The organism is Streptomyces sp. NPDC031670, from assembly GCF_055580545.1.
Map to the genome: position 1 here is coordinate 566,298 of NZ_JBVILC010000002.1, position 14,720 is coordinate 581,017.

General features: G+C 74.0%; 10 protein-coding genes and 2 tRNA genes. 10 read left to right on the forward strand and 2 right to left on the reverse strand.

What is annotated here, in order from left to right; translation table 11 throughout:
* Positions 1-15: 15 nt before the first annotated feature.
* The 3 genes from ACZ5ID_RS06620 to ACZ5ID_RS06630 all read left to right on the forward strand — a co-directional run bounded on the left by ACZ5ID_RS06620 (position 16) and on the right by ACZ5ID_RS06630 (position 3,722).
* Complete coding sequence (locus ACZ5ID_RS06620) at positions 16-1,236, forward strand: DUF1906 domain-containing protein (protein ID WP_468894033.1); 1,221 nt, start codon at positions 16-18, stop codon at positions 1,234-1,236.
* A gap of 124 nt (positions 1,237-1,360) precedes the next feature.
* Positions 1,361-1,897, forward strand: a complete 537-nt coding sequence (locus ACZ5ID_RS06625; protein ID WP_101389237.1) for a SigE family RNA polymerase sigma factor — start codon at positions 1,361-1,363, stop codon at positions 1,895-1,897.
* 169 nt (positions 1,898-2,066) lie between these two features.
* Positions 2,067-3,722, forward strand: coding sequence for a long-chain fatty acid--CoA ligase (locus ACZ5ID_RS06630; RefSeq protein WP_468894036.1), 1,656 nt, complete (start codon positions 2,067-2,069; stop codon positions 3,720-3,722).
* A gap of 186 nt (positions 3,723-3,908) precedes the next feature.
* Here ACZ5ID_RS06630 and ACZ5ID_RS06635 read toward each other — a convergent pair whose 3' ends face one another.
* Together ACZ5ID_RS06635 and ACZ5ID_RS06640 are read right to left on the reverse strand one after the other, a co-directional pair.
* On the reverse strand, positions 3,909-8,021 hold the full coding sequence (locus ACZ5ID_RS06635) for a response regulator (RefSeq protein WP_468894038.1): 4,113 nt from the start codon (positions 8,019-8,021) through the stop codon (positions 3,909-3,911).
* A 254-nt stretch (positions 8,022-8,275) separates the two neighbouring features.
* A complete protein-coding gene (locus ACZ5ID_RS06640) occupies positions 8,276-8,734 on the reverse strand; it encodes an SSI family serine proteinase inhibitor (protein ID WP_468894040.1) in 459 nt (152 codons plus the stop codon).
* A 328-nt stretch (positions 8,735-9,062) separates the two neighbouring features.
* On the opposite strand from ACZ5ID_RS06640, the gene ACZ5ID_RS06645 reads away from it, so the two are divergent.
* The 7 genes from ACZ5ID_RS06645 (at position 9,063) to ACZ5ID_RS06675 (ending at position 14,709) form a co-directional block, all read left to right on the forward strand.
* Positions 9,063-9,156: transfer RNA gene (locus tag ACZ5ID_RS06645), tRNA-Ser, on the forward strand.
* A gap of 486 nt (positions 9,157-9,642) precedes the next feature.
* Positions 9,643-9,715: transfer RNA gene (locus tag ACZ5ID_RS06650), tRNA-Arg, on the forward strand.
* A 379-nt stretch (positions 9,716-10,094) separates the two neighbouring features.
* Complete coding sequence (locus ACZ5ID_RS06655) at positions 10,095-10,709, forward strand: DUF2797 domain-containing protein (RefSeq protein WP_468894042.1); 615 nt, start codon at positions 10,095-10,097, stop codon at positions 10,707-10,709.
* A gap of 89 nt (positions 10,710-10,798) precedes the next feature.
* The gene (locus tag ACZ5ID_RS06660) at positions 10,799-11,218 is read left to right on the forward strand and encodes an antibiotic biosynthesis monooxygenase family protein (RefSeq protein ID WP_468894045.1); all 420 of its coding nucleotides are present in this window, start codon (positions 10,799-10,801) and stop codon (positions 11,216-11,218) included.
* Positions 11,103-12,098, forward strand: a complete 996-nt coding sequence (locus ACZ5ID_RS06665; RefSeq protein WP_468894047.1) for an amidohydrolase family protein — start codon at positions 11,103-11,105, stop codon at positions 12,096-12,098. Before ACZ5ID_RS06660 ends, ACZ5ID_RS06665 begins: the two co-directional genes overlap by 116 nt.
* Positions 12,099-12,176: 78 nt before the next feature.
* On the forward strand, positions 12,177-12,914 hold the full coding sequence (locus tag ACZ5ID_RS06670) for a response regulator transcription factor (protein WP_406556567.1): 738 nt from the start codon (positions 12,177-12,179) through the stop codon (positions 12,912-12,914).
* Positions 12,915-12,945: 31 nt separating this feature from the next.
* Entirely contained in the window at positions 12,946-14,709 is a 1,764-nt protein-coding gene (locus ACZ5ID_RS06675) for a sensor histidine kinase (protein WP_468894229.1), read from the forward strand.
* Positions 14,710-14,720: the final 11 nt, after the last annotated feature.

A 14,720-nucleotide genomic window follows, 5' to 3' on the forward strand; every position in this document is an offset into this window, starting at 1 on the left:
CCTTTCACTCACCCTATGCACAGCCCTACATCGATCCGGCCCTGGTACCTGGGCATCATCACGCCACCGCTCACCGTGGCCACGACGCTCGCCGCCCTGCTCACGCTGAGCCCCTCCGCGTCGGCCGCACCGAAACCCGATGTCCCGGCCGTGGCCGCTGCGGCGGGGCTGAGTCCTTCCGGTTCGGCCGCACCGACACCGGATGTTCCGGCCGTGGCCGCTGCGGCGGGGCTGAGTCCTTCCGCGTCGGCCGCACCGACCCCCGACGTCCCGGCCGTCGCCGGCGCGGCGGACGCTGCCTCGGGCACCGCCTCGGGCACCGCCTCAGGCACCGCCTCGGGCACCGCCTCGGGCACCGCCTCGGCCGCCGCCTCGGCCGCCGCCTCGGCCGCCGCCTCGGACGCGGTCTCGGACGCCGCCGCGACGGCCGCGGCTGCCGCAGGCGACGCGGCCGGCACCGCCATGGCCGCGCTCGCTCCTGCGGACTCGGTGGACAGCCCGGCGGTGCTGGCGCGGGCCGTGCACTTCAAAGGGGCCGCGTTCGACACCTGCCAGGCGCCGCCGCTGACGACGATGAAGGCGTGGCGGTCCTCGTCGTACGGAGGGGTCGGGGTCTACTTCGCGGGGCGCGGACGCGGCTGCCCCGACCAGCACCACCTCAACAAAAGCTGGCTGGCGGACGTGGACCGGATGGGCTGGCGGGTGCTGCCGATCTTCGTCGGCTCGCAGTCGCCGTGCGTACGGTCGCAGGCGAAGCGGAAGGTGCGGATGAGCGCCGACTCGGCCCCCCAGGGCCGGGCGGAGGGGAGGCAGGCGGCGGAGGCGGCCGAGCAGCTCGGCATCCGGCAGGGCAGCGCTCTCTACCTGGACATGGAGGCGTACGACGCGAACAACGCCGGGTGCGCCCGGACGACGCTGGCGTTCGTGCGGGCCTGGAACCACGAGGTGCGCGGCCGTGGCTTCCTGCCCGGTTTCTACAGCAGCGCGGCGTCCGGGGTGCGGCACATGGAGCAGGCCAGGCGGGCCGGGCAGTCGGACCTGCCGTCGGTGATGTGGTTCGCGCGCTGGGGTTCGGGGCCCTCCCTGTACGGGGAGCCGACCCTGCACGCGGACGCGTGGACGCCGCACCGGCGCATCCACCAGTACGCGGGGAACGTGACCGAGACGCACGGCGGACGGCGGCTCGTGGTGGACCGGAACACGGTGGATGCCCCGGTCGCCCGCTTCCGACCCTGACGAGTTCCGGGGCCTCCTCCACCTTCAGGAGGTCCAGCCACCCCTACCCGTACAACCTGAGAGGGACGCCGCTTCGCGACCTGGGGCCGATCCGTGGCGTAGCGGGCGCTCCTAGCGTGGAGGTATGACCACGCCTGTCTGCAACAGCGCCTCCCGGGCGGCGACGCCGTACCCGTCGTTCGCCTCGTACATGAGGGCCCGAGGCCCCGTGCTGCTGCGTACCGCACGCTCGCTGACCGCGAACCCGAGCGACGCCGAGGACCTGTTGCAGACGGCCCTCACCAAGACGTACGTCGCCTGGGACCGGATCGAGGACCATCGCGCCCTCGACGGCTATGTGCGCCGTGCGCTCCTCAACACCCGGACCTCGCAGTGGCGCAAGCGCAAGGTGGACGAGTTCGCCTGCGACGAGCTGCCCGAGCCGGAGACGGTGCCGGAGCCGGATCCGGCCGACCAGCAGGTTCTGCACGACGCGATGTGGCGTGCCGTGATGAAGCTGCCGGACCGGCAGCGGGCGATGGTCGTGCTGCGGTACTACGAGGACCTCAGCGAGGCGCAGACCGCCGAGGTGCTCGGGGTCTCGGTCGGCACGGTGAAGAGCGCGGTGTCCCGGGCGCTGGGCAAGCTCCGCGAGGACCCGGAGCTCGCCCCCGTCCGCTGACCGGAATCCGGTCGGCCGATAACGGGCGCCAGGAGGGCCGCATCCCGCGTGACCTTGGTCTCGTGGGTGATTCATTACCTCCGGGTAGTGACATACCGCGCGGTACGTGAGCAGAATCGGCACACTCTTATCGCCACGAGGCGCACCGTAGCGCCCCCGGGAGGCCGCCGTGCTGAGCACCATGCAGGACGTACCGCTGCTGATCTCGCGGATCCTGACCCACGGGTCCACGATCCACGGCAAGTCGCAGGTCACGACCTGGACCGGCGAGGCGGAGCCACGGCGCCGCAGCTTCGCCGAGATCGGCGGCCGGGCCGCGCAGCTGGCCCACGGTCTGCGCGAGCTCGGAGTGGAGGACGGACAGGCGACCGCCACCCTGATGTGGAACAACGCCGAGCACGTCGAGGCCTACCTCGCGATCCCCTCCATGGGCGCGGTGCTGCACACGCTGAACCTGCGGCTTCCGGCCGAGCAGCTGATCTGGATCGTCAACCACGCGGCCGACCGCGTCATCATCGTCAACGGTTCGCTGCTGCCGTTGTTCGCCCCGCTGCTGCCGCACCTGCCGACCGTCGAGCACGTCGTGGTCTCGGGCCCCGGTGACCGCTCGCTGCTCGACGACATCGACGGCGGAGGGCCGCAGGTGCACGAGTACGAGGAGCTGCTCGCGGGCCGCCCGACCTCGTACGAGTGGCCGCAACTGGACGAGCGCACCGCCGCCGCCATGTGCTACACCTCCGGCACGACCGGCGACCCCAAGGGCGTCGTGTACTCGCACCGGTCGGTCTATCTGCACTCGATGCAGGTCAACATGGCCGAGTCGATGGGGCTCACCGACAAGGACACGACCCTGGTCGTGGTGCCGCAGTTCCATGTGAACGCCTGGGGGCTGCCGCACGCGACCTTCATGACCGGCATCAGCATGCTGATGCCGGACCGCTTCCTCCAGCCCGCTCCGCTCGCCGAGATGATCGAGCGCGAGAAGCCCACCCATGCCGCCGCCGTGCCGACCATCTGGCAGGGGCTGCTCACCGAGGTCACCGCCCGCCCCAGGGACCTCACCTCGATGGTGAAGGTCACCATCGGCGGCGCCGCCTGTCCGCCCTCGCTGATGGAGGCGTACGACAAGCTCGGCGTCCGGCTCTGCCAGGCCTGGGGCATGACCGAGACCTCGCCGCTGGGCACCATGGCCAACCCGCCGGCCGGGCTCTCGGCCGAGGAGGAGTGGCCCTACCGGATCACCCAGGGCCGCTTCCCGGCGGGCGTGGAGGCGCGGCTGACCGGTCCCGGCGGGGAACTCCTGCCCTGGGACAACGAGTCGGCGGGTGAACTGGAGGTCCGGGGCACCTGGATCGCGGGCGCGTACTACGGCGGCGCCGGCGGCGAGGACTTCCGCCCCGCCGACAAGTTCAGCGAGGACGGCTGGCTGAAGACGGGTGACGTCGGGGTGATCAGCCCCGAGGGCTATCTGACGCTCACCGACCGCGCCAAGGACGTGATCAAGTCGGGCGGGGAGTGGATCTCCTCGGTCGACCTGGAGAACGCCCTGATGGCGCACCCCGAGGTCGCCGAGGCCGCGGTCGTCGCCGTGCCCGACGAGAAGTGGGGTGAGCGCCCGTTGGCCACGGTCGTCCTGAAGCCGGGGGCGAGTGCCGACTACGCGGACCTCAAGGACTTCCTCGCCCGGTCTGTCGCCAAGTGGCAGCTGCCGGAGCGGTGGACGATCGTCGAGGCGGTACCGAAGACGAGCGTGGGGAAGTTCGACAAGAAGGTGATCCGCAAGCAGTACGCGGACGGCGAGCTGGACGTCACGGAGCTGCGCTGAGAGGTGGCCCGGTGAGCCGGGGCGGGGCATGTTTCACGTGAAACATGCCCTGCGAACGGCCCGGGTAAGGCGGGGTGTTGCGGGGGTCGGCGGATGTTTCACGTGAAACACCCACCGGCCCCATCGCTGTCCGTACTGGCCACCGTCCGTACCGCCCGCTTCCCGCAGCGGACTCTGCCCGTAGCGCTAGTTCGTGCCGATCTTCGCCAGCAGGTCGACGATCCGGCCCTGGACCTCGGCGCTCGTCGAGCGCTCGGCCAGGAACAGCACGGTCTCCCCCGCCGACAGCTTCGGCAGCTCCGGCTGGTTGAGCCCCGCCGAGGTGTAGACGACGAGCGGCGTGTGGTTCAACTGCCCGTTCGCGCGGAGCCAGTCGACGATCCCGGCGCGGCGGCGGCGTACCTGCATCAGATCCATCACGACCAGGTTCGGCCGCATCTGGCCCGCCAGCGTCACGGCCTCGCTGTCGGTGGCGGCGCGCGCCACCTGCATTCCGCGCCGCTCCAGGGTGGCCGTCAGGGCGAGGGCGATCTCCTCGTGCTCCTCGATCAGCAGGACGCGGGGCGGGTGCTGCTCGCTGTCGCGCGGGGCGAGCGCCTTGAGGAGGACGGCCGGGTCGGCGCCGTACGCGGCCTCGCGCGTGGCCTGTCCCAGCCCGGCCGTCACCAGCACCGGCACCTCGGCGGCGACGGCCGCCTGCCGCAGCGACTGGAGCGCGGTACGGGTGATGGGCCCGGTCAGCGGGTCGACGAAGAGCGCGGCGGGGAACGCCGCGATCTGCGCGTCCACCTCCTCGCGGGAGTGCACGACCACGGGACGGTAGCCGCGGTCGCTCAGCGCCTGCTGGGTGGAGACGTCGGGCGCCGGCCAGACGAGGAGCCGGCGCGGGTTGTCGAGCGGCTCGGGAGGCAGCTCGTCGTCGACGGGCTGCGGGTGCGGCCGGTTGGCGACCTCGACGGCCCCCCCGGGCCCGTCCAGCGGCTCGGGACCTTCGGCGCCCTTGTCCGGCGCCCCTATGGCGTACGCCCGCCCCTGCCCCTCCGAGGGGGGCGAGAGCAGCGACGTGGGGGACGGGCCGGGGCGCTCGGCCTCGGCGGGACCGGCGGGGCGTTCCCCTTCGGAGGGCGTACCGAGCTTGCGGCGCCGTCCCGAGCCCGAGGGGCCGGAGGTCTGCTGGGCGAAGGGCACGCCCTGGCCGAGGGTGCGCACGCTGAACGCGCGGCCCTGGGAGGCGTCGTCGGGCAGGGGGGCCGTTTCGGCGGGCAGCGGCTGGCGGGCGGGCTGCGGCGCGGTGCCGCCCGCCGTCTCCGGCCCGTTCGCGGGAACCGCGCCGCCGACCGCCCACGCGGGCGGCTGCTCGACGGGGTGCGGCTGCGGCGGAGTGTGGTCGTCGACGTCCTCGGTGCGTACGGCACCGTGCTGCGCGCGGCCGGCGGGGCGGCCCTGGACGGCCTGCGCGGGCCCGTTCGCCAGCGGGCGGTGGGCCGGGGCCGAGGGCGCCGGGAGAGGCTGGTGGGGGTCGGGGACCCCGGGCCGGTTCGGGTCCACGGGGATGCCGGTGCCCTGGCCGGGCGCCGTGCCGGGAAGCCCGAGGGGCCTGCCGGGACCGGCTGCCCGGGGGCCGGCGTCGGCCGGGCCGGAAGGCCGCGCGGTGTCCGGGCCGTGGGGCGCGAAGCCCTCGGGACGGACCGGGCGGTCGGCGTCGGCGGGCGGCAGGGCGAAGGCGGTGCGTACGGCACCCTCCTCTGCCTCCGGTGCGGCGGCGAGAGCCCTGCGGGCACGACGGCCGCCGGGCCCCGCGTCGGCGGCGCGCGCCTCACCTGGGTGGGCGTCCGCGTCGGTCGCCGCCTCGCCGCCGGTGGGCAGGGCACGACGGGCGCGGCGGCCCGCCGGTGCGTCCGGATCGGTCGTCATGCCCTGCGGCGGCACGGTCTCGCTCAGCGCGGCCGGTCGCCCGGCGCCGGACTGGCGGGCGCTCTCGGCGGCGGTGACGATCGAGCCCTCGGAGGGCGCGGCGCTCCCCTCGGCGGGGCTGGGGCGCCCGCGCCGCCGCCCCGTCCCGGAGGGACCCTCGCCCGAAGTCCCGTCGCCCGGGCCGCCGGTGGGGGCGGTGCCGGGGGCGTACGGGTGGGCGCCGCCCGGGGCGGTCCCGGTGCCGGGCATGCCGACGGCCGGACCGTTCGGGGTCCCGCCGGACGGGCCGCCCGGGCCGAAGGGATGGGCGCCGGGGGAGCCCTCCGGCGTACCGCCGGCGGGGCCGTGGGGCACGGAGCCGTGGGGCACGCCGCCCTGGGGTGCGCCGCCGGCCGGACCTGCGCCGGGCGCGCCGGGCCCGAGTGGCGTACCAGGCCCGACGGGCGCACCCGGCATGCCCGGAACCCCCGGGACGACCGGCGCGCCCGGCATGGGCGGCACGCCACCGGCCCCCGGGCCGCCGGACGGTCCCGCACTCGGGGTGCCCCGTCCCGTGGCGGGGGCCCCGCCGGGTCCCTCACCGGGGCGCGGGCCGCCGCCCTCGCCCGTCTGCTGCGCGGGGATGCGTTCGAGTGCGGCAGGGGACGCGGCGGACGGGCCGGGCTGCTGCTCCTCCTGGGCGCGCGCCCGGCGGCGGCCGGTCGGGGACTTCTCCTCCTCGACCGGGCTCGCCAGGAACGCGTCCGTGGAGGCCCGTCGGGCGCGGCGGCGGCCCGAGCCGGCCGGCTGGGCCGGGTCCGGCACGGCGACGACCGCGATCTCGGCCGCGGCGGGCTCGGGCACCGAACCGGCACCCTCCCCCAGCGGCACCTCCAGGACGTACGCGCTGCCGCTCATGCCCGGCACCTCGACCGTCTGGAGCACACCGCCGTGGGCGCGCACGATGCCCCGGACGATGGGCTCGTGGACGGGATCGCCCCCGGCGTAGGGCCCGCGCACCTCGATGCGTACGACGTCGCCGCGGACCGCAGCCGCGACGACGACCGTGGAGTCCATGTAGCCGCCTGCGGCGACCGGGGCGTTGCCCGTGGCGTCGACACCCGCCACGTCCGCCACCAGGTGCGCCAGCGCCGTGGAGAGCCGTACGGGGTCGACCTCGGCCTCGATCGGGGGCGCGTGGACGGCGAACTGGGCCCGGCCGGGCCCGATCAGCTCGACGGCGCCCTCGACGCCCGCCGCGACCACGGTCCCGACCAGCACCTTGGCCTTCTTCAGCTCCTCCGTACCGGAGTCGAGCCGCTGGAAGGCCAGGACGTTGTCGACGAGGGTGGTCATCCGGGCGTATCCGGCGGCCAGATGGTGCAGCACCTGGTTGGCCTCGGGCCACAGCTGGCCCGCGTCGTCGGCGGCCAGGGTGGACAGCTCGCGGCGCAGCTCGTCCAGCGGCCCGCGCAGCGAACCGCCGAGGACCGAGAGCAGCTGCTGGTGGCGCGCGGACAGCGCGTCGTACCGGGAGGTCTCGCGCTCCAGGACCTCCGCGTGCTTCTTGGCCTGCTCCTCGTAGGGGCGGCGGTCGGTGAACGTCATCACCGCGCCGACCAGCAGGTCCCCGTCCCGTACGGGCGCGGTCGTCAGGTCGACGGGCACGGCGGCGCCGCTCTTCGCCCACAGCACCTGGTTGCGCACCCGGTGCTTGCGGCCGGACTTCAGGGTGTCGGCGAGCGGACTCCCCTCGTACGGGAACGGCTCGCCGTCGGCGCGCGAGTGCAGCACCAGCGGGTGCAGCTCCTGGCCGCCGAGGTCGCTGGCGCGGTAGCCGAGGATCTGCGCGGCGGCCGGGTTGACCAGGACGACACGGCCCTCGGTGTCGGTACCGACCACGCCTTCCGCCGCCGCGCGCAGGATCATCTCGGTCTGCCGCTGCGAACGGGCGAGCTCCGCCTCGGTGTCGACGGTGCCGGAGAGGTCACGTACGACGATCATCAGGAGCTCGTCGCCGGAGTAGTGGGCGCCGCCGCTTCCGTAGGAGGAGGACGGCGAGGCGTACGCGTCGCGCCCGTCCTCCAGGTTGGCGCTGGTCACCTCGACGGGGAACTCGCTGCCGTCGGTGCGCCGGGCCACCATCCGGGTCGGTTTGGTGCGGCCCTGCTCGTCCTCGGACTCGGGGCGGCGCATCGATCCCGGAATGAGCTTGGAGTCGAAGGAGGGCAGCAGGTCGAGCACGCCCCGCCCCACGAGCCCGGTCCCCGGGGACTCGAACATCTCCAGGGCGATGGTGTTCGCGTTGACGACCGTGCCGTTGCAGTTGACGAGTACGAGCCCGTCCGGGAGGGCATCAAGTATGGCTGCGAGGCGAGCAGCGCCTCGGGATGGCCTGCTGCTCACGACGACGCTTCCTCCCTGAACCACTGCACCTTGCGGCCTGTCACTGGGAGGGAGTCTAAAGGCAGGGGATGGGCGCGCGACGGCGGATGAGGGGGAGCTCTCACCAATCTTCTGTGACCACGGCGTATGCCGGGGGATTGCTTCGACGGGTTGGGGCGCGTCCGGCGCGCGTACCGGGGCCGCGTGCCTCGGGCGCCCCGCCGGCGCGCTCACCGCGTCGCCGTCCGAGCCCTCACGCAACCTTCACCGGGCACTCACCGGGGTCCGGGCAGAACCGGCACCAGGGTCTTCCACCGATTGATCTCGCATCCGTTGCGCAGGTTGTACTCGGCGTCCACCGGCCGTCCGGCCCAGGTGCCGGTGATCCGGGCGGTGGCGTCGCCGCCGTAGATCATCGTGCAGCGCGCCTCCGGGGGGACGGGCGCGAACGGGTCCCTGCCCCAGCGGGTGAGCCTGTCCAGCCGGTCGCACGCCTGGAGGATCTGCGGGTGGTTGCCGCCGGGCGGATGGCACTCCAGCTCGTACGTACCGTCCGTCTCCCCGTTGTGCGCGACCCTCAACCTGAGGTGGTCGGGGGCGGGATCCTGGTCGTGGCTGCCGAGGAGGGGGAGCGTGGGCAGCGGCAGGGGGGCGGCGGCCAGGGCGGGGTGCGCGGTGGCGAGCGCGGCGGTTGCGGCGGTGGCGAGCGCGGTGACGACGAGGCGGCGCAGCATGCGGGCTCCACGGGGTGGACGGGGTGGGTCCGGCCCCACCGGGGTGAACGATCTGGCATGCCTAACGCGCCGGAGCCCCGGGCGTTGCGCCCGGACCCCGCGCCGGCGGCCCGGCCGCCCCGGACGGCCGCACGGCAACCCCTGTCGCCCCGCCCCCGATCCGGGGACCGCGCGCAGGTCGGCCGCGCGCCGGCACCCGGAAAACGTGGGTCGCGTAACGCTTTGCTCTGGCGCCCACCTGCCTAGTACCGTGGGGTGCGATTGGTGACGCGGAGCAAGGCTGTGTCATCATCTGCACGCACCACTCGCGTACGCGAGAGGGTGTGCTGGAGGCGTCGCCTAGTCCGGTCTATGGCGCCGCACTGCTAATGCGGTTTGGGTCTTAAAGCCCATCGAGGGTTCAAATCCCTCCGCCTCCGCCAGCTCGACCCGAAGCCCCGGCCCCACGGCCGGGGCTTCGGCCGTTTCCGGGCGGGGGCCGAACTCGTCTCCGGGCGGGGGTCCGATTCGTTTTCCGGCGAGGGGTCCGGTTCATTCCGGGCGGGCGCGGGCGCGGGCGCGGGGGCGGGGGCGGACGCCGCCCCGGGCCGGTGCCGACCCCGCCGCACCGCGCGCGGCAGCGCACGCCACACACCGGGTGCCTCTCGATGACCGCCCGGCCCGCACGAGACGCCCTCACGGAGGGCTCCCCGCGCTCAAGGGCGCCGGATCCGGTGACCCCGGTCACATTTCCCCTGTTAGGGGCACATCGCGCCTGCCGGGCCCACTCCCCCGGCTTCCGCCCCTCAGGGACGTTTCCGCAGGTCAGAGTGGGTGAGGCCAATGGATTTCGCGTCACGGCGCAGGTCATGTAATGTTGTTCCCGCAACGCCGACCGGGAAGAAAAAAACCGGGAAGCAACGCAACAAGCACTCGTAGCTTAACGGATAGAGCATCTGACTACGGATCAGAAGGTTGCAGGTTCGAATCCTGCCGAGTGCACAGCCGGAAGGCCCCCTGGAGAGATCCAGGGGGCCTTTCTCGTGTGTGTCCATTCGTGTGTCCGCTTGTCCACAGGCCCGACCCGTTGTCGGTGGCCCCCGCTACCGTCGATGACATGGCTGGGGTCTGGCGTAGTGGTGGGGTCCGTTGGGGGGACGGTGGGGCTGGGCTCGTGTGGGTGGGGGAGCGGGGGGAGCGGCGGGTCAGTCCGATCGTGGGGGGTGGGGACGTCGGGTTCCGGGTTGTCGGGGAGCGGGGCTGTGTGGGGGCCCGGGGGAATCCCTGTCCCGGGGGGCTCGTCGTCGCTCGGGGGAGCGCTCAGGCACGGTGTGCGGAGTGTGCCCGGCTCGATCGGGTCGGGTCCGTCGCCGCCGACGGGGTGCCTGATGATCCTCGGGTCTACCGGGTCTACCTCGCCTGGTTCGGGGGCGGGCTCGTCAAGGTCGGCATCACCGCCGAGGAGCGGGAGGGTGCGCGGCTGCGGGAGCAGGGGGCCGTCTGTTTCTCCTGGCTGGGGCGCGGGCCGCTGATGGCCGCGCGGCGGTGCGAGGAGTTGCTGCGGGCCGCGCTGGGGGTGCCCGACCGTGTCTCGTACGAGCAGAAGAGGGTCGTACGGGCCTCCCTTCCCGGGGCCGGGGAGCGCGCGGACGAGGTGCGGGCGCTGCATGCCCGGGCCGTCGGGCTCGGGGGGTGGCCCGGATCGCTGGAGGCGCTGCCGTGCCGTGTCGTCGACCACGGGACGCTGTTCGGGCTCGACGCCCTCGTGCCCGCCCAGGGCGTCGTGCGCGAACTGGCGCCCGGTGGGGTCGTCGGGGGGCGCGTGCTGGCCGTCGCCGGGCCCGATCTCCATTTGGAGGTCGCCGGCGGGCGCGTCCTCGTCCTCGACACCCGGCTCATGAGCGGGTGGGGGCTCGCCGCCGCCCCCGCCGACGGCGGCATCACCGTGCCCGTGCGGGCCCTGCGCCCCCCTGACGTGCAGGACCAGCTCTTCTGACGTCTCCGGGTCAAGACTTGGATCCCTTTTGGATCCCTTCGAGTAAGGGGTATGGACACGTTCGCCAATGACAGCGGAGGGTGGGGCGTATGAGCGATCACCTTGTGCCCCGTCCCATCGCCGGCATCGAACCGCCTTACTACGCCGTCGTGTTCACCTCCCTGCGCACCGAGGGCGACCGGGGGTACGGCGAGACCGCCGACCTCATGGACAAGCTCGTCCGGGAGATACCGGGCTACCTCGGCCACGAGAACGCCCGCACGCCGGGCGGTCTCGGTATCACCGTCTCGTACTTCCGCGACGAGGAGGCCATCGTCGCCTGGCGCTCCCGCCTGGAGCACCAGCGCGCCCAGCGGCGCGGGCGCGCCGAGTGGTACGAGAGCTACAGCGCCCATGTCGCCAAGGTCGAGCGGAGTTACAGCTTCCAGCGCGACGGCGGTGAGACCGGCCCCGGCACCGGCACCGACCCCGGTCCCGGCCGCGACGGTGACAGCCTTGCCGGTCACTGAAGCCGCTCTCGTTCGGGAGTTCTCCGCCCGGCTCGGACTGCCCGGCCTCGTCGACGTGCACACCCACTTCATGCCCGACCGCGTCCTGAAGAAGGTCTGGGCCTACTTCGACTCCGCCGGGCCCCTCACCGGGGTGGAGTGGCCCATCGCGTACCGCGAGGAGGAGGCGCGGCGCATCGAGCTGCTGGGGGAATTCGGCGTACGCGCGTTCACGGCCATGCTCTACCCGCACAAGCCGGACATGGCCCGCTGGCTCAACGGCTGGGCCGTGGACTTCGCGCGCCGCACGCCCGGCTGTCTGCACACGGCCACCTTCTTCCCGGAGGAGGGAGCCGGCGCGTACGTCGAGGAGGCGCTCGCTGCCGGGGCGCGGGTCTTCAAGGCGCATGTCCAGGTGGGGGGTTACGACCCGAACGACCCCCTGCTCGACCCGGTGTGGGGCCTGCTGGCCGAGGCCGCCGTGCCCGTCGTCGCGCACTGCGGCTCCGGGCCCGCGCCCGGCAAGCACACCGGCCCCGAGCCCATCGCGCGGCTGCTCGCCCGGCACCCCCGGCTGCGGCTGGTCGTGGCACACATGGGGATGCCGGAGTACGCGGACTTCATGGCGCTGGCCGACGCGTACGAGGGGGTCATGCTCGACACCACCATGGCGTTCACCGACTTCAGCGAGCGGTTCGCGCCCTTCCCGGCGGACGCGCTGCCCCGGTTGCGGGACCTGGGCGGGCGGGTGCTGCTCGGGTCGGACTTCCCCAACATCCCGTACGGCTATCTCCACCAGCTCGAATCCCTCGAACGGCTCGGTCTGGGGGACGCGTGGCTGCGGGGCGTCTGCCACGGCAACGGTGCCCGGCTGTTCGGCCTGCCGAGCCCCGGACTCTGAGGGGAGCGGCCCCCTTTCTCAGGGAATTCACAGGAATGCGCAAGGACGTTCTCAGGGGCCGCTCACAGGGTGGTGAGCATGACCACCACCTCCCCGCAGGGGCGTACCGAATTGCTGAGGCCGGACGGGACCGCTGTCCGGGTGCTCGTCGTGGACGATGAGGCTCCGCTCAGTGAGCTGCTGTCGATGGCGCTGCGTTACGAGGGGTGGGAGGTGCGCAGCGCCGGGGACGGGGCCGGTGCAGTGCGGTCCGCCCGGGAGTTCCGGCCCGACGCGGTCATCCTCGACATCATGCTGCCCGACATGGACGGGCTCGCCGTGCTCGGGCGGCTGCGGCGCGAACTCCCCGACGTGCCCGTGCTGTTCCTCACCGCGAAGGACGCGGTCGAGGACCGGATCGCGGGGCTGACGGCGGGCGGCGACGACTACGTCACCAAGCCGTTCTCGCTGGAGGAGGTGGTGGCCCGGCTGCGCGGGCTCATCCGCCGCTCCGGCAGCGCGGCCGTGCGGAGCGAGTCGCTGCTCGTCGTCGGGGACCTCACCCTCGACGAGGACAGCCACGACGTGACCCGGGGCGGGGTCAACATCCACCTCACCGCCACCGAGTTCGAGCTGCTGCGCTATCTCATGCGCAACCCCCGCCGGGTACTCAGCAAGGCGCAGATCCTCGACCGGGTCTGGTCGTACGACTTCGGCGGCCAGGCCAACGTGGTGGAGCTCTACATCTCGTATCTGCGGCGGAAGATCGACGCGGGGCGGTCGCCGATGATCCACACCCGGCGAGGGGCCGGGTACCTCATCAAGCCCGGTGAGTGAGCGCCGCCGCCCCTCCAGGCTCGCCCGCCGGATCTCCCGGTTCGTCCGCCGTCCCTCCCGGCCCTGGACCCTCCGTACGCGCCTGGTCGTCTCGGCCGTCGCGCTGATCGCGGTCGTCGCGGCCGTGATCGGTACGGTCACGGTCGTCGGGATGCGTTCCAACCTCCAGCGGCAGCTGGACGACGCGCTGCGCCCGGCCGTCGAGCGCACGCACCACGTCCTGCCCAGCGACGGCGGTGCGGACTTCGTCTCCGCGCCCGGCCAGCCCTTCGGCACGGTCGGGCTGCGTATCGGCCCCGACGGGCACGCCGTCGCCGGGGCCATCAGCGTCCGGGGGGAGCCCGGCCCGGTCCGGCCGGCTCCGAAGGCGCTCGGCGCCGAACAGATCACCGCGCTGTCGGCGGTGCCCAAGGACGACCGCGTCCATACCGTCCGGGTGCCGGGCCTCGGCTCGTACCGGGCGCAGTGGGCGAGGGACGGCTCGGCGCTGGTCGGCTTCCCGCTGAAGGACGTCGAGTCCACCGTCAACACGCTGATCGTGGTCGTGGTCTCGGTGACCGCCGCCGGTCTGGTCGCCGCCGGGATCGCGGGCGCCGCGATCGTCGGTGTGGCCCTGCGTCCGCTGCGCCGGGTCGCCGCGACCGCCACCCGGGTCTCCGAACTGCCCCTGCACAGCGGCGAGGTGGCTCTGCACGAGCGGGTCCCGGACGCGCAGGCCGACCCCCGTACCGAGGTCGGACAGGTCGGCGCGGCGCTCAACCGCATGCTGGGGCACGTCGGCTCGGCGCTGGCCGCGCGGCAGGAGAGCGAGACGCGCGTACGGCAGTTCGTCGCCGACGCCAGCCATGAGCTGCGGACCCCGCTCGCCTCCATCCGGGGGTACGCGGAGCTCACCCGGCGCGGCACCGAGGAGGTCGGGCCCGCGACCCGGCACGCGCTGGGGCGCGTCGAGGCCGAGGCCCAGCGGATGACCGGCCTGGTGGAGGATCTGCTGCTGCTCGCCCGGCTCGATGCCGGACGCCCGCTCTCGTACGAGAGCACTGATCTCTCCCCGCTGGTCGTGGACGCCGTCAGCGACGCCCGGGCGGCCGGGCAGGGCCACCACTGGCACCTGGAACTGCCGGACCCACCCGGCGACCCCGGCCCCGGCCCCGGCCCCGGCCCCGGCCCCGGCCCCGGCCCCGGCCCCGATCCCGATTCCGACTTCGCGCTCGGCGCTCCCGACTCCGTACCTCGCGCCCCCGACTCCGCCCCCCACGCCCCCGTCTCCGTCCTCGGTGACGGCCCCCGCCTCCACCAGGTGCTCGTCAATCTGCTCGGCAACGCGCGCACCCACACCCCCGAGGGCACCACCGTCACCGCGCGCGTGGCGCGCCGGGGCGGGTGGGCCGTGCTGGAGGTCGAGGACGACGGCCCCGGCATCCCGCCCGCGCTGCTGCCGCACGTCTTCGAGCGGTTCGCGCGCGGCGACGCCTCCCGCTCCCGGGCGCACGGCTCCACCGGACTCGGACTCGCCATCGTGCAGGCGGTGGTGGCCGCGCACGGCGGCACGGTCGCGGTGCGCTCGGCCCCCGGCAGCACGGTCTTCACCGTGTGCCTGCCGGCGCACGACGACCCGGGCCACAACCTGGCCCCCAACCCGGGCCACAACCTGGCCTACAGCCCGGCCCCCAACCCGGGCCACAACCTGGCCTACAGCCCGGCCCCCAACCCCGCCCCCAACGCGAGCCCCCACCCCGCCCCGCGCCCCCCGCAGCACTCACAGCCCTCCCACAGTCGCGCCACACAGGTGTGACAGCGGCCCTC

Bases quoted from the DNA above. Each gene is read 5' to 3' on its own strand.
- ACZ5ID_RS06620 (WP_468894033.1), top strand. From the start codon at position 16: ATGCACAGCCCTACATCGATCCGGCCCTGGTACCTGGGCATCATCACG.
- ACZ5ID_RS06670 (WP_406556567.1), top strand. From the start codon at position 12,177: ATGACCACCACCTCCCCGCAGGGGCGTACCGAATTGCTGAGGCCGGAC.
- ACZ5ID_RS06625 (WP_101389237.1), top strand. From the start codon at position 1,361: ATGACCACGCCTGTCTGCAACAGCGCCTCCCGGGCGGCGACGCCGTAC.
- ACZ5ID_RS06660 (WP_468894045.1), top strand. From the start codon at position 10,799: ATGAGCGATCACCTTGTGCCCCGTCCCATCGCCGGCATCGAACCGCCT.
- ACZ5ID_RS06640 (WP_468894040.1), bottom strand. From the start codon at position 8,734: ATGCTGCGCCGCCTCGTCGTCACCGCGCTCGCCACCGCCGCAACCGCC.
- ACZ5ID_RS06665 (WP_468894047.1), top strand. From the start codon at position 11,103: ATGTCGCCAAGGTCGAGCGGAGTTACAGCTTCCAGCGCGACGGCGGTG.